Source organism: Mycolicibacterium lacusdiani, assembly GCF_021916785.1.
GTDB lineage: Bacteria > Actinomycetota > Actinomycetes > Mycobacteriales > Mycobacteriaceae > Mycobacterium > Mycobacterium lacusdiani.
This window is the reverse complement of sequence record NZ_JAKCFC010000011.1, coordinates 163,964-181,652: the sequence shown is the minus strand read 5'-3', so window position 1 is coordinate 181,652 and position 17,689 is coordinate 163,964. Positions and strand designations below refer to the sequence as shown.

The following is a 17,689-nucleotide window of genomic DNA, read 5'->3' as shown; positions in this document are numbered from 1 at the left end:
AATGCTATGTGACGTGGCTCATCGCAGGAGGTTGGGACGCGAGGACGGTGCCGGGGCCATCACGTCGAGCAGTTCGGCGGGACGCTGCGCCTTCCCGAAGTAGAAGCCCTGCGCGAACTCGATTCCGAGACGCCGCAGCACCGACGCCTGCTGCGGCGTTTCGACGCCTTCGGCTATCACCGTCAGGTGCAGCGCGTCGGCGAGTGCTGCGACCGCTCGTAGGAGCGGCGGCGGCTCGCACGACGTCGGCGTCACCACCGCCACGAACGACGCGTCGAGCTTCAAGAAGTCGGTGGGCAGGGCCTGCAGCCTGCTCAGCGACGAGTAGCCGGTACCGAAGTCGTCAATGGCGACCTTCACACCGCCCCGGCGCAGTGCCGTCAGGGCTTCTAGTGCCGACGGCCGATCGACGTCGACCACGCTCTCGGTGACCTCGAGCACCAGACGCTCGGCGGGCCAGCCGGTCTCGGCGAGAGTGTCGAACACCTGATTGGCGTAGCCCTTCTGTACCAGCTCGAGCCCAGAGACGTTGACGCTCAACCACATCGACGAGTGCAGGGCGTCGCTCCGGATCCGCTGCGCGTCCAGACACGCACGGCGCAGGACGTAGTGATCGAGCGCAGCGATGAGGTTGTTCTCCTCCGCCACCCGAATCACCTCGTAGGGCGACAGATCGGGACGCGACGGCGGCGACCAGCGCAACAGCGCCTCGATGCCCACCAGATCGCCGTCCGACAGTGCTACGACGGGCTGATAGCGCACGTCGAGCACCGCTGCCGCGAGCGCGTCGCTCAACTCCACCGCCACGGGAGGCAGGTTCGCGGATTCGACCATCGTCCGGTTCCTCCCGCTGCGCTTGGCCCGCCGCAGCGCGGTGTCCGCACGCGCGACCACGACCGACACCGACTCGCCCGGCTGCCACGTCGTGACGCCCGCCGAACACCCCATCGACACTGCGTCGCGCAGCCGGTGGGTGAGCGAAACCGCTTGCTGGTCAGTGCCGTTGGGTAGCAGCACGGTGAACTCGTCGGCGCCACGGCGAGCGAGGACGTGTTCGGGTTCGAGCGCGTTCCGCCACGTCGCGACGATCTCCTGCATCACCTCGTCGGCGACCCCGCCACCGAATTGGTCGTGGATGGCCCCGTATCCGTCGATGCACACGAAGACGACCGCCGGCCGAAGGCCGCCCGACCGTGCTCGTCGAACGGCCACGCCGAGGAGGCGGTCGAAGCCGCGGCGGTTCAGCAGGCCGGTCACGTCGTCGAGTTCGGCGTTGAACACCAGTCGGCCGAGGATCGCGATCACGATCCCGATGGCCACCGTGGTGCCCGACGCGACCAGACCGGACCACCATGGCACGGTCGACGTCATCGCCATGGCCGTCGTGCAGCACACCAGTGCCACGCTCAACTGCAGCGCTGCCGCGGGCCACGCGACGAAGAATGCTGCGCAGGCGATGAAGACGTAGAGGGTGGCAAACGAGACGGCCACCGAGGGGTTTGCCGACTCGTACACCGACACGGTTATCTGGAGAGTCGCCGTCAGCACCATGAGATGGAACTGCCACAACCGCAGCCGCTCACCCCACAGCAACACCGTCAATCCGACGACGCCTGCGACGGCCGCGTTGCCGCACTGTACGGACGTGTCGGTGAAACTCGATGGTGCGAGGCTGGTCATCAGCACCACCAACAGGCCTCCGAACAGGAAGCACGAGCCACCGATGCGTGTCATCAGCAGCGGCGTTGCGATACCCGGCCACATGTCGACGCGCGTCAGGGCCGTCCACCCACCAGGTTCCCACCCCACGTCGGCATCGTAGCGTGGCAAAGTCATCACGATGGCTCAATCCGCGTGTTTTCGATCGTCGGCGCGGTACTGCCGCGAACCACGAGCGAAGGTGGGACGACGACGTCGTCGGCGTTCGGGGCGGTGTCTCCGCTATCCCACCGCGTGGGTCGAGTGGATCGCCGAATTCGGCTTCGCCGTGGAGATCTGAAGCTGGCACGACAAGGACCTCGCCGCGCTCGCGGCCACCGGGGCACGGTGCACCTCGATGACGGGCTACCAGCGTCCTACGCTGACCCGATGAATCTGGTCGGCACGGCGCCGCGTCCGCACCCCGCACGCCTGCTCGCGCAGACCTACCCGGTGCACGACGCCATCGACGCCCGCTACGGCGACATGGACACCAACGGACACCTCAACAACCTCGCGCTGGCGTCACTGCACGAGAACTGCCGCGCAACGCTGAACAGGACGGTGTTCCCCGGCGTGTACGACCTCAGCAGCCGTCGGATCCGCATCGTCACCGCATCCACCGTCGTGCACTTCGTGCGGGAAGCCCACTGGCCTGCGAGGATCGGGACGGCCATCGGGGTCGGCCGGATCGGACGCACGTCCTACGTCGCGTCCACCGCGCTGTTCGTCGCCGACGAATGCGTCAGCCTCTGCGACACCGTCCTGGTAACGCTGGACGACGACGGCCCGACGCCAATCCCCGACGAGGCACGCGAACGACTCGCCGCGCTCGGGCTCATCGCGCAGGACTGACCGGTCGCTAGCGGCCGAGTTCGCCCGCGATGCCGCGCTCGATGCCGAGTCGCGTGGCCTGCGGCAGCACGACCAGACCCTGGAGTTCGCGGTCGGCGAGTTCGAGCGACTGCGCGCGTTCACGTGGCGTCGCAGACGAATCCGCTGCCACCCGCAACAGGTTCTGCGCGCGCGACATCCGCTGCTGCGCTTCGCGTGAGAAGTCGCTGCGGCGCAACCGTTGCGCCTCGGCTTCGGCGGCATTGAAGGCCGTCACGTAGTCCTCGACGGCGCTCAGGTACTCCGCAGCGGACTGACGGTCGTCGAGCAGGTCCTCCGCCCGCGCAGGCCGCAGCAGATCGGCACGCAGCTTGGCCTTGTGGAAGGCCATCACCTTCGGGTCCCCGACGTCGGTCATCAACGGGAAGTCCAGCAGCTTGGCCGCATCGAGTTCGTAGTCGAGCCATCGCGCGTCGATGCGGTCGTGCTCCTCGACGGTGCGGACGATGGTTCGCCACAGGACGGTCCGGTCGCGACCGGCGTCGGAGTCGGGCAGCGGTCGCGCGGCAGGGGCGTCGTCGCCCGGCACCTCGTCCCGCGGGCCACCGACGCGCCGGAACGTCCGCCAGCCGGCATAGAGCGCTCCTGCCAGCGGCACGAGGATGAGCAGCAGCTCGGCCAACCGGAACAGAATGCCCACGCTTCCAGCATGCCACCGCCCACGATCGCCTCCGCGAACTTAGGGTCGACGCATGAATCGTCTGGACCGCTACTTCGAGATCACCGCCCGGGAGTCGACGTTCGGCACCGAGATCCGCGGTGGCCTCGTCACGTTCATCGCGATGGCCTACATCATCGTGCTGAACCCGATCATCCTGTCCAGCTCCGAGGACGTCGAAGGCAACACGCTCGACTTCGCGCAGGTCTCGGCCACGACGTCGCTGGCCGCAGGCGTCATGACGATCCTGTTCGGCCTGATCGCCCGGCTGCCGTTCGCGTTCGCGGCGGGCCTGGGCATCAACTCATTCCTCGCCACGACGGTGGTCGGCAGTGTCACCTGGCCCGAGGCGATGGGCCTGGTCGTGATCAACGGCCTGATCATCGTGGTGCTGGCCGCGACGGGCCTGCGGCGCCTGGTCTTCGACGCGGTGCCCATGGCGCTCAAGCTCGCGATCACCGCGGGCATCGGCCTGTTCATCCTGTTCATCGGCCTGGTCGACGCGGGCTTCGTGGGATCCACCGGCAGCCCGTCGCCGCCCGTGGGCCTCGGCACGGGTGGCGTCGGGTCCATCACGACCGTTCCGGTGCTCGTCTTCGTCTTCACCCTGCTGATCACGGGCGTGCTGGTGGTGCGCCGGGTGCGCGGAGGCATCCTGATCGGCCTCGTCACCGGCACGATCGTCGCGGTCGTGATCGAGGCGATCTGGCACTTGGGCTCGGCCGTCGACAAGCCCGGCGGGTGGAGCCTGTCGGTGCCCACACTGACGGGCTCGCCCTTCGCCATGCCCGACCTCTCCCTGGTTGGCGAGTTCAGCCTGTCGAGCTTCAGCCGCATCGGCATCCTCGCCGCCGTCATGCTGGTCTTCACGCTGGTGTTCGCAAACTTCTTCGACGCGATGGGAACGCTCACCGGTCTGTCCCGTGAGGCGAACCTCTCCGACGAGCAGGGCAACTTCCCGCGGCTCAAGGCGTCGCTGATCGTCGAGGGTGCGGGCGCGGCCGTGGGCGGCGCGACGTCCGCGTCGTCGAACACGGTGTTCATCGAATCGGGCGCGGGCATCGAGGAGGGCGCCCGGACGGGCCTGGCGAACCTCGTCACCGGCGTGCTCTTCCTTGCCGCGATGTTCATCTCGCCCCTGGCGTCGATCGTGCCGACCGAGGTCGCCGCGGCTGCGCTGGTGGTCGTCGGCGTGATGATGGTGTCGCAGCTGAGACACATCGACGTCTCCGACTTCTCCGTCGCCCTGCCCGTCATCCTCACGGTGGCGGCGATGCCGTTCACCTACTCGATCGCCAACGGCATCGGCATCGGCTTCATCGCGTGGGTCGTCACGCGGTCGGCGACGGGCAAGGCCCGCGAGATCAGCCCGCTGCTGTGGATCGTGACGGCGGGCTTCGTCGTCTACTTCGCGCGCGGGTGGATCGAATCCCTCATCGGAATGTGAGATCGACACCTTCCCGCACGTCTGGGAACGAGTTGTGCGGGTAGCCTTCCGGCCATGAGTGCGGGTCTGTTCGGGCTTCTCGACGACGTCGCCGCGTTGGCCCGGCTTGCGGCGGCCTCGGTCGACGACATCGGGGCCGCGGCGGGGCGGGCGACCGCCAAGGCGGCCGGCGTGGTGATCGACGACACCGCGGTCACGCCGCAGTACGTCTCGGGCATCACCGCCGACCGCGAGCTGCCGATGATCAGGCGCATCGCGATCGGCTCGCTGCGCAACAAGCTGCTCTTCATCCTGCCCGCGGCGTTGCTGCTGAGTCAGTTCGCGCCATGGCTGCTGCCGGTGATACTGATGGTCGGCGCCACCTACCTGTGCTTCGAGGGCGCGGAGAAGGTAGTGGCACGGATCTTCCCCGGAAAACACGGCCACGACGCGCATGCCGCGCCCGCAGCCGTCGCCGGCGAGGACGCCGAGAAGACCATGACGGCGGGCGCGATCCGCACCGACTTCATCCTGTCCGCCGAGATCATGGTGATCGCGCTCGACGAAGTCGCCGATCAGGCGTTCTGGTCGCGTTTGGTCATCCTCATCGTCGTGGCCATCGTCATCACCGCCGCCGTGTACGGCGTGGTGGCCGTGATCGTCAAGATGGACGACGTCGGGCTGCACCTGGCGCAGCGGTCGTCGGCGTTCGCGCAGAAGTTCGGCCGCGGCCTGGTCACCGGCATGCCGAAGGTGCTGGCGGCGCTGTCGGCGATCGGCACCGTCGCGATGCTCTGGGTGGGCGGCCACATCTTGCTGCTGCAATCCGACAAGCTGGGCTGGCACTGGCCGTACGGCACGGTCCACCACTGGGAGGAAGGCGTCCACCACGCCGTCGAAGGCGCCGGTGGCGTGCTGGCGTGGCTGCTCAACACCGGGGTCTCGGCCGTCATCGGCCTGGTCGTCGGCGCGGTCGTCGTGGCGATCGTGCACGTGCTGCCGTTCGGCAAGAAGGCCAAGCACTAGCCACATCGCCGGGAGCACCTCGCGGTTGAGCGAGCCCGATGCGGGGTACTTCGGGCGCGATTGAGCGGTTCCGCCAATCGAGGCACCTCGGAAGTGGAGCGCCGGACGTGGTGGAGTGGCTCGACAGGCTGCAGCGGCGGCACCGCGGCATCGGCTTCGCCGTCGGAGTCGTCTACAAGTACGTCGACGATCAGGGCGGGTACCTCGCCGCACTCATCACCTACTACGCGTTCGTCTCGCTGTTCCCCCTGCTCCTGCTGCTGACGACCGCCCTCGGCGTCGTCCTCGCCGGCCATCCCGACCTGCAGCAGCAGGTCCTGCAGACGGCGCTGACACAGTTCCCCGTCATCGGCAGTCAGCTGGAACGCCCCGAGCAGCTCAGCGGCGGCACGGTCGCCGTCGTCGTGGGCATCGCCGGTGCGGTCTACGGCGGCCTCGGCGTCGGGCAGGCCGTACAGAACGCCATGGACACGGTGTGGGCGGTGCCGCGCAACAACCGGCGCGACCCGATCCGGTCGCGGCTGCGCAGCCTGTTGCTGCTCGTCGTCCTCGGCACGGCCGCCTTCACGGCCACGGGACTGTCCGCGGTCGGCCGCGCGACGGAGTCACTGGGGTGGTTCGGCAAGGCCGTCATCATCCTGGCCGCGATCGCGATCAACGCCGTCATCTGCCTGATCGCGTTCCGCGTGACCACCGCCCGTCACCTGACGTACCGCCAGGTGCTGCCCGGGGCGCTGACGGCCGCGGTCATCTGGCAGCTGCTGCAGTCGTTCGGCGCGACGTACGTCTCGCACGTCACCAAGAACGCCAGCGCCACCAACAGTGTCTTCGCCCTGGTGCTCGGGCTGCTGGCGTTCCTCTTCCTGGTCTCGATCAGCCTCGTCATGTGCGCGGAGATCAACGTGGTGAAGGTCGATCGGCTGCATCCGCGCGCGCTGCTCACCCCGTTCACCGATCACGTCGACCTCACCCCCGCCGACCGAAAGACCTACGCGCGCAAGGCAAAAGCCGAGCGGGTCAAGGGTTTTCAGCGTGTCAGCGTGCGCTTCGATCCGCTGCGCGATGACGCCGTGCAGCCCGACGCCGAGCCGGCCGACCCGACGAAGTGACCGGCGCGCGCCGGCGAGCCCGGCGTGGGCGGGACGCCGTGCGCCACCCCGTTCGCGGCGTGGACGCCGGCGGCGAAGCGAACCACCGTTCGAAGTGCGACGTTGCGGCGCAATGACTTCAGGCGAGTTTCGTAGAGCATGACTTCAGCCTTGCCTCGCGGGATCGCCACGACGAGTGGCCCTAGTGCCGGGTATCGCTAAGATAGCGCCATGCACACGGTGTCGATCCTCGCCTACGACCAAATGTCGGGTTTCGAATCCGGCCTCGCCGCGGAGATCTTCGGCATGACCGAGCTGTCCGAGTCGTTCTCGGCAGGCATCGCGCGCCCCTGGTACACGGTGCGACTGTGCGCCGAGACGCCCGAGATCGGGATGATCGGCGGCGCGACGCTGAGGACTCCGTACGGACTGTCGGACCTCGCGGCCGCCGACACCGTCATCATCCCGAGCGTCCGCGACGTGCACGTGCCGCCCACACCCGAGCTGCTCGAGGCGATCCGCACGGCGCACGACCGCGGCGCACGGCTGGTGTCGATCTGCTCCGGCGCGTTCGCACTCGCCGCCGCGGGCGTCCTCGACGGCCGCTCGGCCACCACCCACTGGATCTACGCCGAGCTGCTCAGGACGCGTCACCCCCTGGTGACTGTCGACCCCGCACCGCTCTACGTCGACGAGGGATCGGTGCTCACCAGCGCGGGATGCGCTGCGGGGCTTGACCTTTGCCTGCACCTGGTGCGATCCGACCACGGCGCGAAGGTGGCCAATGACGTGGCGCGGCGCCTGGTGGTCGCGCCGCACCGGGCCGGCGGTCAGGCCCAGTTCGTCGACAGTCCGGTGCCGGAGCCGACGACGGACGGCCGCATCGCGGCGAGCATGGAGTGGGCGCTGGAACACCTGGACCGCGCGATCAGCCTCGACGAGATGGCCGCCCGCTCGTCGATGTCGAGGCGGACCTATCTGCGCCAGTTCGCCAGTGCCACCGGCACCACGCCGATCAAGTGGCTCATCGAACAACGCATTCAAGCCAGCCTGGCGCTGTTGGAGTCGTCGTCGCTGTCAATCGAGCAGATCGCCACGCGGGTGGGGTTCGAGTCACCCGTCACCTACCGCCACCACTTCGGACGCAGCGTGCAGACGACGCCGAGCGACTACCGCACCTGCTTCGCCGAGCGCTCGGCCTAGCCGCCGCCCTCTTCTGCGGGCAACGGTGGGGGCAGCGGTGCGGTCTTGGTGGGCGACGTCGACGGCGTGGTGGTGGTGGCGCTGTTCGGGCTGTGGAAGTCGACCCACGGTTCCTCGCGGATGACCTTCTCGCCCACGCTGATGATCAACGACTTCGCGGCCACGGTGTACTCGATGCCGTCGTTCTCCGCGACGAACGCACCGCTGTCGGTCTGCTCGGCGGACAGGATCAGCCTCGCGCCGTCGCGCACCCGCACGCCCCTGTACTGGTAGTCGCCGTCAGGGCCCTGACATATCGCCACGCGCGACGCCTCGGTACTGCCGAACTCGACCGCGGTGTTCGTCGAACTGCACCGAGCCGTCGAATCGAGGTAGCCCTGATCGTCGAAGTCCGGCGCCGCGGCCGCAGACGGCACGCCGAGCGCAAGAAGGGTCAGACCCGCCGCGGCGGCCATGGGAATTCGGAATCGAGACATCACCGTCCACCAGACCACGGACGCTCCGGTTACGCGAGCGTTGATACCGAACCGCGATGCATTCGTTTCCTCCGGTGCACACACCCGGCCGCCCGGCGTCGCGCGCATATCCTGACGCCGTCCACCTCACGTTCGGGGCGGGCGGTGCGTCTACGGGGTGATGACGACGAAGATTCCGTTCGAGCGGGCGATGGCAGACCACGGGCCGACCGTGCTGCGGGTGTGCACCGCGGTGCTCGGACCAGGCCCCGACGCCGAGGACGCCTACTCCGAGACGTTCCTCTCTGCACTGCGCAGATGGCCCGACCTCGCCGACGACACCAACGTCGAGGCGTGGCTGGTTCGGGTCGCGCAGCGCAAGGCGGTCGACGTCATCCGCGCTCGGGCGCGCCACGCCGTACCCAGCGCGGCAGTCCCCGACCCCGAGTCCACTCACGCCGCCGACGCCGAGGTGTGGCACGTCGTCGCGAAACTGCCTGAGCGACAACGCCTTGCCGTCGCCTACCACTACCTCGGCGGGCTGCCCCACGCCGAGACCGCCGAGCTGACGGGCAGCACGCCCGCCGCGGTTCGCCGCGCCGCCGCCGACGGCATCAAGGCGCTGCGAAGCGCACTCGCCGACCCCTCGAAGGACACGCCATGAACGACACCGAACTGTTCCCCATCGACCCCCGGACACTCGACACCCTGCACGACCGGCTGGTCGAGGTTGCTCGACGCGACGGACTGCTCGACGTCTGCTACCGCACCCTCGACACGCCGGTGGGCGCCCTGCTGCTGGCAGCGACCGATGCCGGGCTGGTGCGGGTTGCCTACGAGCGCGAGGACTTCGACGCGGTGCTCGGCACCCTCGCCGAGCGACTGAGCCCCCGGATCCTGCGCGACTCGGCGCGGCTCGATGACGCCGCCCGCCAGCTCGACGAGTACTTCGCGGGGCACCGACGGGCGTTCGACCTACGCCTCGATCACGCTCTGTCGGCGGGATTCCGCAGAACCGTGCAGGGCTGGCTGCCCGACATCGCGTACGGCCACACCGCCACGTACGGCGAGGTCGCCGCGGCAGTCGGGAATCCGAAGGCGGTCCGCGCCGTGGGCAGCGCATGCGCCACCAACCCGCTGCCGGTCGTCGTCCCGTGCCATCGCGTGCTGCGCAGCGACGGCAGCCTCGGCGGCTACGTCGGCGGTCCGGACGCCAAGACCACGCTGCTGACGCTGGAGCGGGCGGCATGACCGACGTGTGGGCGCACCGGGTCGCCGACGCCGATTGGCACGCGATCACGGCCGACGTCGACGACCACGGCGGAGCCCTGCTGCCGCCGCTGCTGACGCCGTCCGAGGCCGCCGAGCTGCGCGCCGAGTACGACCGCGACCGGTTCCGCAGCACCGTCGACATGGCGCGCTACCGGTTCGGCTCGGGCGAGTACAGGTATTTCGCCACGCCCTACCCGGAGCCGGTCGAGCGGCTCAAGCAGGCGCTCTATCCGCGCCTGCTGCCCATCGCCAGGGACTGGTGGACCAGGCTGGGGCGTCCCTCGCCGTGGCCAGATCACCTCGACGACTGGCTGGCCGCCTGCCACGCTGCCGGGCAGACGAAGTCGACGGCGATCCTGCTGAAGTACGGTCCGGGGGACTGGAACGCCCTCCACCGAGATCTGTACGGAGACTTGCTCTTTCCGCTGCAGGTGGTGATCAACCTGAGCGAACCGGGCGTCGACCACACCGGCGGAGAGTTCCTGCTCCTCGAGCAACGCCCCCGCGCGCAGTCACGCGGATCGTCGTTCACGATTCCCCAGGGCCACGGCTTCGTATTCACGACCCGTGAGCGGCCGGTGCGGTCCAGCCGCGGGTGGTCGGCAGCCCCGGTGCGCCACGGCGTGTCGACGGTCCGCTCCGGCCTGCGGTTGACGCTAGGGCTGGTGTTCCACGACGCCGCCTGACCCACCGGGGGGCCGTATTCCAGAGCATTCGCTCTGTTATTGTAGCGCGATGCCTCGCCCCAGGGTGCACGACCTCGAGCACGTGCTCGACGTCGCGGAACGACTGGCGGTCGCCGAAGGGCCTGCAGCCGTGACGATCCGCGCGCTATCGGACGCGACCTCGGTGTCGAACGGCGCGCTCTATCACGCCTTCGGGACGCGGGCGGGCCTGCTTGGCCGTGCGTGGATGCGGGCGGCGGAGCGATTCCTCGAACTCCAACGCACCGCCGTGGAGCAGGTGCTGGCCGGCGGAGACGGCACCGACGGAAACGCCACGGAGGCCGTCGTGGCCGCAGCGCTGTGCCCCGCATCGCTGTTCGATCAGAACCCGACCTCCGCGCGGTTTCTGCTCACCGTCCGGCGTGAGGAACTCCTTCGGTCGGGCGACGTGCCTGCCGACGTCGCCGACGAGCTACGCAGGCTCGACGACGCGCTTGGTGCGATCTTCGTCCGGTTGGCGCTCAGTCTCTGGGACCGCAAGGACAAGCGGGCGCTGGCACTCGTCCGCGACTGCGTCGTCGACCTGCCCACCGCACTGCTGCTGCGGGGCAACCGCGTCGGAGACGGCGCCGCACGCGACCGGCTCGCCGCGGCGGTCCGCGCCGTACTGACCATTCCGCCGTCCACCCGCTAGATCGGACCGATCACGACCTCAGAAGGAACCGACATGACCGCGACCCTGCAGTATCAGGACACGATCGCCGTGCTGACCCTCGGCGACGACGAGAACCGCTTCTCCCCCGACTGGCTCGACGCCCTCGACGCGCAGCTGGACGACGTCGTGGCCAACGCGCAGGCCCTGATCACCACCGGCGTCGGCAAGTTCTACTCCAACGGCCTCGACCTCGAGTGGCTCGGCGCCCATGGCGACCGACTGCAGTGGTACGTCGGCCGGGTGCAGGCCTTGTTCTCCCGCATCCTGACGTTCCCGCTGCCCACGGTCGCTGCCATCAACGGCCATGCCTTCGGCGCGGGGTCGATGCTCGCTGTGGCCCACGACTACCGGTTCATGCGCAACGACCGCGGCTACTTCTGCTTCCCCGAGGTGGACATCAACATCCCGTTCACCCCTGGGATGGCCGCCCTCATCCAGGCCAAGTTGCTACCGCAGACCGCTGTCACCGCCATGACGACCGGCCACCGCTACGGCGGCGAGGAAGCCCACGCCGCCGGGATCGTCGACGGCGCCGCGCCCGAGACCGGCCTCGTCGGCGCTGCCGTCGACCGAGTGCAGCCGATCCTCGGGAAGAACCCCGGCACGCTCGGTGCGATCAAGACCACCATGTACGGGGCGGTCATCGACGCGCTGCGCGTCGAGCAGTAACCCCTCAGTCGTCGCGGGCCGGGCTCCTCAGCACGCTGAGCGCCGGATCGATGGCGGCGCGCGTCTGATTGCCACCGGCTCCACGTGCCTCGAACATCGCGGTGACGGCGATGGTGAGCAGCTCCTCGACGGCGTCGTACGCGGGAGCGGCGGCCAACGGCACCAGCGGCGTGCACACCACACCCACGCTGGCGGTCAGCGCGGGTGGTGAACTGGCGATCGCGCCGCGGACGCGTTCGGCGAGCGGGTTGGGGTCGGCGATGGTGAACAGGTCGGCGATCCAGAACTCGGCGTCCCCGGTGTGGGCGATGACGGCATCGCGACGCGCGGTCTCGCGCAGGCTGCGGGCGATCGCGACCCGGGCACTGTCCACCCCGGCGGGACCACGCACACCGGCTAGCAGCGAGTAGCCGTCGAGGTTGACCACCAGCACGACGAGACGCCGGTCGTCGTCGCGACTCCGGGCTCCGATGAGACCGGCGACCTGCTCGTAGAAACCGTCGCGGTTCAGCAGGCCGGTGACCGGCTCGAGGTCACCGTGCGCGGCGTCATGCGCGAGCAGCCGAACGCCCATCCGACTGGCGAACACCGCGAAGACGTTCACCAGCGCGATCAGCAGCGCCGTCGCCACGGCCATCGACACGTCGACTTCGGCCAGCCGCACCGCGAGGTACACCGTGACGGCCGCCCCGACGGTCCACGTGAACGCCAGCAGCCGCAGGGAGTGGAACACCGCGACGAACGCGCCCAGCGCGGCATACGACGTCGCCCCCAGGATCCCGAGCGAATGCGACGGCACGATCACGCACGAGATCGCGATGCACACGGTGCCGGCGACCACGCAGGCCTGCGATGCGCGCCGGCTCGGCCAGCCCGGCCGCAGCCACAGCAGCGACATCGCGACGCAACAGCACACCACGACGACCTCGGCGACGACGCCGCCCACGCTCTGGGGCCCGAGCATCCCGATGGACAGGATGGGGCCGATGGATCCCAGTCCGAGGATGCACGCGGCGACCGTGCGGCAGGTGCGCTCCCGAAGGTCGCGGGCCGCCAGGAATGCCGTCAGCCAGTAGTAATGGTCACCGTCGCGCCGCCAGACGCTCCGCGCCGTCATCCGACACCGCCCCGGACGCACGCAGAGCCCGTCGAACCGCAACACACCACCACGACGGTACAAGGCGCCGTCCGGTGGCAGGAGCTTCGGACGCCCGTGCATGTCCTACAGCAACTGATCGTCGAAGTGGTGATACCTGTTGCCGCCCGCCCGTTTTGCCGAGTACATCGCTTCGTCGGCTGCCGCGACGAGGCGGTTCAGACTCATCCGGAGCCGGGTGCCGTCGCCGGGCAGCGATTCGATCTCCGCGCACGCGGTACCGACACTGGCCGTCACCCCCTCTGGCAGGCCGGCGATCGCCTGGCAGACCTGGCTCGCGATCGGCTCCGCGTCGGCCACTTCGCTCACCACCGCGACGTTGAACTCCTCGCCGCCGGTTCGGGCGATCACCGCGGTCGCGTCGAGGAACGCCGTGCTCAGCGCTCTGCCGACGGCGACGAGTGCGTCGTCGCCCGCCTGATGGCCGCGGGTGTCGTTGATGCGCTTGAAGTCGTCGAGATCGACCATTGCGACCACCAGGTAGCACCCCGAGGCCGCCGAATCGGCCTTGAGCATCTTCAGGGTGTGCAGCTGGAACGAGCGCCGGTTGAGCAGGCCGGTCAGCGGGTCCTGGTCCGCCTGCTCGAGGTCGCCGCCGAGAGCGCGCATCAGCACGTGGATGGCCACCGGCATGGCGATGTTGATCTGCGCGACGAGAAACAGGTCGACGGCCGCGATCGCGAGGTGGCCCGAGTCGGCAACCCGTACGGCGGCGATGACGGCGACCGTCGCGGCGACGGCGAAGTTGTAGAGCACCAGAGCGGTCGAGTGGAAGAACGCGATGAAGGCGCCGGTGGTCGCGAACGCGATGCACCCGGTGAGCGCGCCCTGGGGATCCGGAAACGACAGACACGCCAGCGCGACCGACGCATTGGTCGCAACTGCGAAGGTCAGCGACTGCCATCGCGAGGGCCAGCGCCATGCCCACAGCACTGCACTCGCGACGCCCACCCCGAGTGCCGTCCACATCATCGTGACCGCCACGCCGCCCCGCGGACTGTCGGGACTGTGCAGCAGCGCGAGGAGACACAGGGCGAACGACGCCGCGATGAATGCCATCATCAGGCGGACGGCGCCGGACATCCGGCGCGCGGCCAGGTAATCGCTGATCCACTCGTAGTAATTGGCGCGCATAGACCGCTTACCGGATGACGCGGCCGTCGTCAGGATCCCCCCCGGGCTCGATCTTCGTAAGCGGATTCACAGATGCGCCGAAAGCACTGGCAAACCGCTATCAAGCCTACAGCGGCCCGTCCGGTGCGCGTGGCGAAATCAACGTCTACCCGCGGTAGCGCTGCACCTTCTCGGCGTAGTCGTCGAGCAGTCGCAGCGACTCGTCGAGCGGCTTGGTGGGCAGGATGAGGGCCAACTGGTCGAAGCCGAGTTCCTCGGTCGCACGCCAGTAGTCGTGCTCGACCGGTGCACCGAACATCGCCAGCGGGACGTCGTGCCCGGCCCCCACGCGCATCTGATCGATGCGGGCGGACAGCCTGTCCACGGGCAGGGGATTGGAGATCCAGCCGGCCTCGTGGCGGACGACGCGCTTCACCGTCGCGTCGGAGTCACCTCCGATGTAGATGGGTGGGTGCGGTCGACGGACGGGCTTCGGCCGGAGGAAGGACGGATCGAAGTCGACGAATCTGCCGTGGTATTCGGCGGGTTCGTTCGTCCAGAGGGCCTTGATCGCCTCGATGCGCTCGTCGAGCAGTGCGCCACGCGTCTTGGGGTCGGTTCCGTGATTGCGTAGTTCCTCCAGGTTCCAGCCCGCGCCCACGCCGAACACGAACCGGCCACCCGAGATGAGGTCGATGCTGGCGGCTTCCTTCGCCGTGGTGATCGGGTCACGCTGGATCAGCAGGGCGATGCCGGTGAACAGCTCGATGGTTGAGGTCACCGCTGCCGCTGCGGCGAGCGTCACGAACGGGTCGAGCGTCCTGTAGTAGATCGACGGCAGCTCGCCGCCGCCGGGATAGGCCGACTCGCGGCTCGCCGGAATGTGGGTGTGCTCGGCGATCACCAGGGACGCGAAGCCGGCTCTTCGATGGCCCGAGCCAGTGACACCGGGTCGATGCCGTCGTCGGTGACGAATGTGGATATGCCGAACTTCATGTGGGTCCTCCGTCTGTGGTGGTCACGACGAGCAACACCCGCACGGCCGGAGCTAGTCCCCGCGCGCTACCCCGGCTGCCTCGAGTAGCGGGATCTGAGTGCTCGCCCACGGGCTGATGGTCCACGGAACGTTCGCCGCACTGCGCAACTCGGGCCACGAGACCCAGCGGTACTCGGCGACCTCGTCGGGATCGGGCAGGACGTCGTCGTCGGTGACCGCGCAGTACACCGGACACACTTCGTTCTCCACCGTGCCGCTTAAATCGACAGCGCGGTAACGGAAGTCGGGCAGCACGCACCGCAGGTCCCGCATGGCGACACCGAGTTCCTGGCCGCCGCGGCGCAGCACCGCTTCGGCCATGTCCTCGCCGGGTGCCGGGTGACCGCAGAACGAATTCGTCCACACTCCCGGCCACGTGCGCTTGTCCAGTGCACGTCGTGTGACGAGCACGTTGCCACGGGTGTCGAAGAGGTAGCAGGAGAACGCGAGATGCAGTGGCGTGTCCGTGCCGTGAACTCGGTCCTTGGCCGTGCGGCCGATCACCGTCCCGTCGTCGGCGAGCAGCACCACTTCTTCGACCCCCGTCATCGACGACTGCCCCACCGGCACGCCACTCCCCTCTCGAAACCCAGTCACCACCGATCATCGTCGACGAGACGAGCACGGTCGCGGCTTGCCGGGAAATCGTAAGCATCACGTCATACGGACACTGGATGACCCGCGGGCCGAGGTTCAAACTTCGTGCTAACGCGCGCACAGTCGATGCAGCATCTGATTTGCACTTGATGCAACTTGCACTCGATGCAATCATGGTGTGATGGTGGAGAACGAGGACGGCAAGGCCCGCAACAAACGTGCGACGCGTCAGGCGTTGCGCAAGGCAGTTCTCGAACTCGGGCTCGAGCGAGGTCTCGCAGACGTATCAGTGAGCGAAATAACCTCGCTGGCAGGTGTTTCCACGCGCACCTTCTTCAACTACTTCGACACCAAGGAGGACGCCGCATTGATCGAACTCTTCGAGATCGATCCGGAGGAACTGGCGGCGTTCGCGGCACGCGGGAGCGGAGCAGACGCTTGGCCCGATCTGTCGGCGATGTTCGCCGCTGACGCGGACCGCGCACATCGTGAGGGCCAGGACCTACCCCGGTACATGACATTGCACGCTCGCCACCCACTGCTGGCCGCGCGCCAGACCGCCCACTTCTCGACGTTCCTGACGGCACTGGCGGATGCCATTGCCTTACGAGTCGGCGGCAGCACCCGAACCAGGATGCGCAGCGACCTGATGGCCGGCTCCTGCATCACCGCGGTACGCGTGGGTTTGGAGCACTGGGCTCGTGACGGTGCGCGTCGCCCGCCGGGGAGATACGTCCACAAGGCGTTCGACGCCTTCAACGAGGCTTTCTCCCGATGACCGCGGTCGACGGTCCTGCGCTGTGGCCGCTCGACGTCTCGGCGCCTTCGTTCAAGGCGGATCCGTTTCGCCATTACGCGCGCCTGCGAGCCGAAGCACCCGTCGTCCGGGTGTCCGTCCGCCGTTTCGGTAGCCCATGGCTGATCACGAGGTACACCGACGTGGCGGACGTCTTGAAAGACCAACGCCTGGTCAAGAACAAGGCGAACGCGCTGACTTCTGAAGAGTTCGAACGCATTCGGAAACCACCGCGGGTCCTCGCCCCGCTGCAAAGCGGACTGCTCGACGCCGATGGTCTGGACCACCGGCGAATGCGTGCACTGGTGCGTTCGGCGTTCACAACCGCACGGATCGAGCGGATGCGCCGACAGGCCGAGACATTGGCCGACGAACTACTCGACTCGGCACTGCGCCGGGGCGAGGTCGACCTCGTCGCCGACTACGCACTGCCGATTCCGCTGGTGCTGATCGCCCGGATACTCGGCGTCCCCGAAGAGGACGCTCCACGGTTCTCGACGTGGTCGAAGGCGTTGATCGGTGCGCCGAATCGACGGTTCCCGGCGACGGCGCTGCCATCGGTACTCGGGTTCCTCCGCTACCTGCGGCGCCTCATCGCCGAACGGACGCTCAATCCGCGCGATGACCTGATCTCGGCCCTGGTGACGGCGCGCGACTGCGACGATCGGCTCACCCACGACGAAGTCCTCGCCATGGTGGTGTTGCTACTCACCGCAGGTCACGAGACCACGGTGAACCTGATCGCCAGTGGCACGCTCGCCCTGTTGCAGAACCCCGGTCAGATGGCCCTCGTGCGTGACGAACCCGACTCGATGGGGGCGGCGGTCGAAGAGCTGATTCGATTCGTGGTGCCCGCTGAGATGGCGACGCAACGCCATGCGCGCGAGGACATCGTCATCGCGGACACCATCATTCGGCGGGGCGACCTGGTCCTGGCGGTCCTGGCATCCGCGAATCGCGACGCCGCGCAGTTCTCCCATCCCGACAGACTCGACGTCTCGCGATCGGACAACCGTCACCTGTCATTCGGTCAAGGCGCGCATTACTGCCTGGGCGCTCCACTCGCGCGCTTGGAAGCGCAGGTGGCCATGAACACCCTCCTGCGTCGGGCGCCGAGACTCCGACTCGCAGTCCCTCCGGAGCGGTTGCGTTGGCGTGGCGGGCTCATCCTGCGCGGTCTGACGTCGCTTCCCGTGACCCTGACGTCTTGAGACATCGGATG

18 protein-coding genes and 2 pseudogenes are annotated in these 17,689 nt (G+C 68.4%); 13 read left to right on the top strand and 7 right to left on the bottom strand.

The window, feature by feature from the left end:
* Nucleotides 1–18 precede the first annotated feature (18 nt).
* Complete coding sequence (locus tag LOK44_RS25920) at nt 19–1,809, bottom strand: putative bifunctional diguanylate cyclase/phosphodiesterase (RefSeq protein ID WP_237572959.1); 1,791 nt, start codon at nt 1,807–1,809, stop codon at nt 19–21.
* Between the two features lie 148 nt (nt 1,810–1,957).
* Between LOK44_RS25920 and LOK44_RS30165 the strand changes: the two are divergent.
* Both LOK44_RS30165 and LOK44_RS25915 read left to right on the top strand, forming a co-directional pair.
* Nucleotides 1,958–2,068: pseudogene (locus LOK44_RS30165) on the top strand (hydroxypyruvate isomerase); the annotation flags it as partial.
* Nucleotides 2,069–2,088: 20 nt separating this feature from the next.
* Entirely contained in the window at nt 2,089–2,553 is a 465-nt protein-coding gene (locus tag LOK44_RS25915; protein WP_237572958.1) for an acyl-CoA thioesterase, read from the top strand.
* A 7-nt stretch (nt 2,554–2,560) separates the two neighbouring features.
* On the opposite strand, the gene LOK44_RS25910 is transcribed toward LOK44_RS25915, so the two are convergent.
* The gene (locus LOK44_RS25910; protein WP_237572957.1) at nt 2,561–3,232 is read right to left on the bottom strand and encodes a hypothetical protein; all 672 of its coding nucleotides are present in this window, start codon (nt 3,230–3,232) and stop codon (nt 2,561–2,563) included.
* Nucleotides 3,233–3,284: 52 nt separating this feature from the next.
* On the opposite strand from LOK44_RS25910, the gene LOK44_RS25905 reads away from it, so the two are divergent.
* The 4 genes from LOK44_RS25905 to LOK44_RS25890 all read left to right on the top strand — a co-directional run bounded on the left by LOK44_RS25905 (nt 3,285) and on the right by LOK44_RS25890 (nt 7,993).
* Nucleotides 3,285–4,697 (top strand): NCS2 family permease, encoded by a 1,413-nt coding sequence (locus LOK44_RS25905; RefSeq protein WP_237572956.1) that lies wholly within the window; start codon nt 3,285–3,287, stop codon nt 4,695–4,697.
* A 54-nt stretch (nt 4,698–4,751) separates the two neighbouring features.
* Nucleotides 4,752–5,702 (top strand): DUF808 domain-containing protein, encoded by a 951-nt coding sequence (locus LOK44_RS25900; RefSeq protein WP_237572955.1) that lies wholly within the window; start codon nt 4,752–4,754, stop codon nt 5,700–5,702.
* A 107-nt stretch (nt 5,703–5,809) separates the two neighbouring features.
* Nucleotides 5,810–6,811, top strand: coding sequence for a YihY/virulence factor BrkB family protein (locus LOK44_RS25895; protein ID WP_237572954.1), 1,002 nt, complete (start codon nt 5,810–5,812; stop codon nt 6,809–6,811).
* A gap of 210 nt (nt 6,812–7,021) precedes the next feature.
* A complete protein-coding gene (locus tag LOK44_RS25890; protein WP_237572953.1) occupies nt 7,022–7,993 on the top strand; it encodes a helix-turn-helix domain-containing protein in 972 nt (323 codons plus the stop codon).
* On the opposite strand, the gene LOK44_RS25885 is transcribed toward LOK44_RS25890, so the two are convergent.
* A complete protein-coding gene (locus LOK44_RS25885; RefSeq protein ID WP_237572952.1) occupies nt 7,990–8,469 on the bottom strand; it encodes a hypothetical protein in 480 nt (159 codons plus the stop codon). The genes LOK44_RS25890 and LOK44_RS25885 overlap by 4 nt on opposite strands.
* Before the next feature lie 160 nt (nt 8,470–8,629).
* On the opposite strand from LOK44_RS25885, the gene LOK44_RS25880 reads away from it, so the two are divergent.
* From LOK44_RS25880 to LOK44_RS25860, 5 genes are all read left to right on the top strand, one after another.
* Nucleotides 8,630–9,112 carry an RNA polymerase sigma factor gene (locus tag LOK44_RS25880; protein WP_237572951.1) on the top strand — a complete coding sequence of 161 codons (483 nt, stop codon included), beginning with the start codon at nt 8,630–8,632 and terminating at the stop codon, nt 9,110–9,112.
* Nucleotides 9,109–9,699 carry a methylated-DNA--[protein]-cysteine S-methyltransferase gene (locus tag LOK44_RS25875; protein ID WP_237572950.1) on the top strand — a complete coding sequence of 197 codons (591 nt, stop codon included), beginning with the start codon at nt 9,109–9,111 and terminating at the stop codon, nt 9,697–9,699. Before LOK44_RS25880 ends, LOK44_RS25875 begins: the two co-directional genes overlap by 4 nt.
* The gene (locus LOK44_RS25870) at nt 9,696–10,406 is read left to right on the top strand and encodes a 2OG-Fe(II) oxygenase (protein ID WP_237572949.1); all 711 of its coding nucleotides are present in this window, start codon (nt 9,696–9,698) and stop codon (nt 10,404–10,406) included. The genes LOK44_RS25875 and LOK44_RS25870 overlap by 4 nt, the downstream gene beginning before the upstream one ends.
* A 64-nt stretch (nt 10,407–10,470) precedes the next feature.
* On the top strand, nt 10,471–11,079 hold the full coding sequence (locus LOK44_RS25865) for a TetR/AcrR family transcriptional regulator (RefSeq protein ID WP_372481327.1): 609 nt from the start codon (nt 10,471–10,473) through the stop codon (nt 11,077–11,079).
* 33 nt (nt 11,080–11,112) lie between these two features.
* Nucleotides 11,113–11,769: an enoyl-CoA hydratase-related protein gene (locus LOK44_RS25860; protein WP_237572947.1), complete on the top strand. Its 657-nt coding sequence runs from the start codon at nt 11,113–11,115 to the stop codon at nt 11,767–11,769.
* Nucleotides 11,770–11,773: 4 nt separating this feature from the next.
* On the opposite strand, the gene LOK44_RS25855 is transcribed toward LOK44_RS25860, so the two are convergent.
* From LOK44_RS25855 to idi, 4 genes and pseudogenes are all read right to left on the bottom strand, one after another.
* Entirely contained in the window at nt 11,774–12,886 is a 1,113-nt protein-coding gene (locus LOK44_RS25855) for a GGDEF domain-containing protein (RefSeq protein ID WP_237572946.1), read from the bottom strand.
* 105 nt (nt 12,887–12,991) lie between these two features.
* Nucleotides 12,992–14,059 (bottom strand): GGDEF domain-containing protein, encoded by a 1,068-nt coding sequence (locus LOK44_RS25850; RefSeq protein WP_237572945.1) that lies wholly within the window; start codon nt 14,057–14,059, stop codon nt 12,992–12,994.
* A 145-nt stretch (nt 14,060–14,204) separates the two neighbouring features.
* A pseudogene (locus LOK44_RS25845) lies at nt 14,205–15,034 on the bottom strand (LLM class F420-dependent oxidoreductase).
* 52 nt (nt 15,035–15,086) lie between these two features.
* The gene (idi, locus tag LOK44_RS25840) at nt 15,087–15,623 is read right to left on the bottom strand and encodes an isopentenyl-diphosphate Delta-isomerase (protein WP_237573009.1); all 537 of its coding nucleotides are present in this window, start codon (nt 15,621–15,623) and stop codon (nt 15,087–15,089) included.
* 229 nt (nt 15,624–15,852) lie between these two features.
* Here idi and LOK44_RS25835 point away from each other — a divergent pair, with 229 nt between their 5' ends.
* Together LOK44_RS25835 and LOK44_RS25830 are read left to right on the top strand one after the other, a co-directional pair.
* Entirely contained in the window at nt 15,853–16,449 is a 597-nt protein-coding gene (locus LOK44_RS25835; RefSeq protein WP_237572944.1) for a TetR/AcrR family transcriptional regulator, read from the top strand.
* On the top strand, nt 16,446–17,678 hold the full coding sequence (locus LOK44_RS25830) for a cytochrome P450 family protein (RefSeq protein ID WP_237572943.1): 1,233 nt from the start codon (nt 16,446–16,448) through the stop codon (nt 17,676–17,678). Before LOK44_RS25835 ends, LOK44_RS25830 begins: the two co-directional genes overlap by 4 nt.
* The last annotated feature ends 11 nt before the right edge of the window (nt 17,679–17,689 follow it).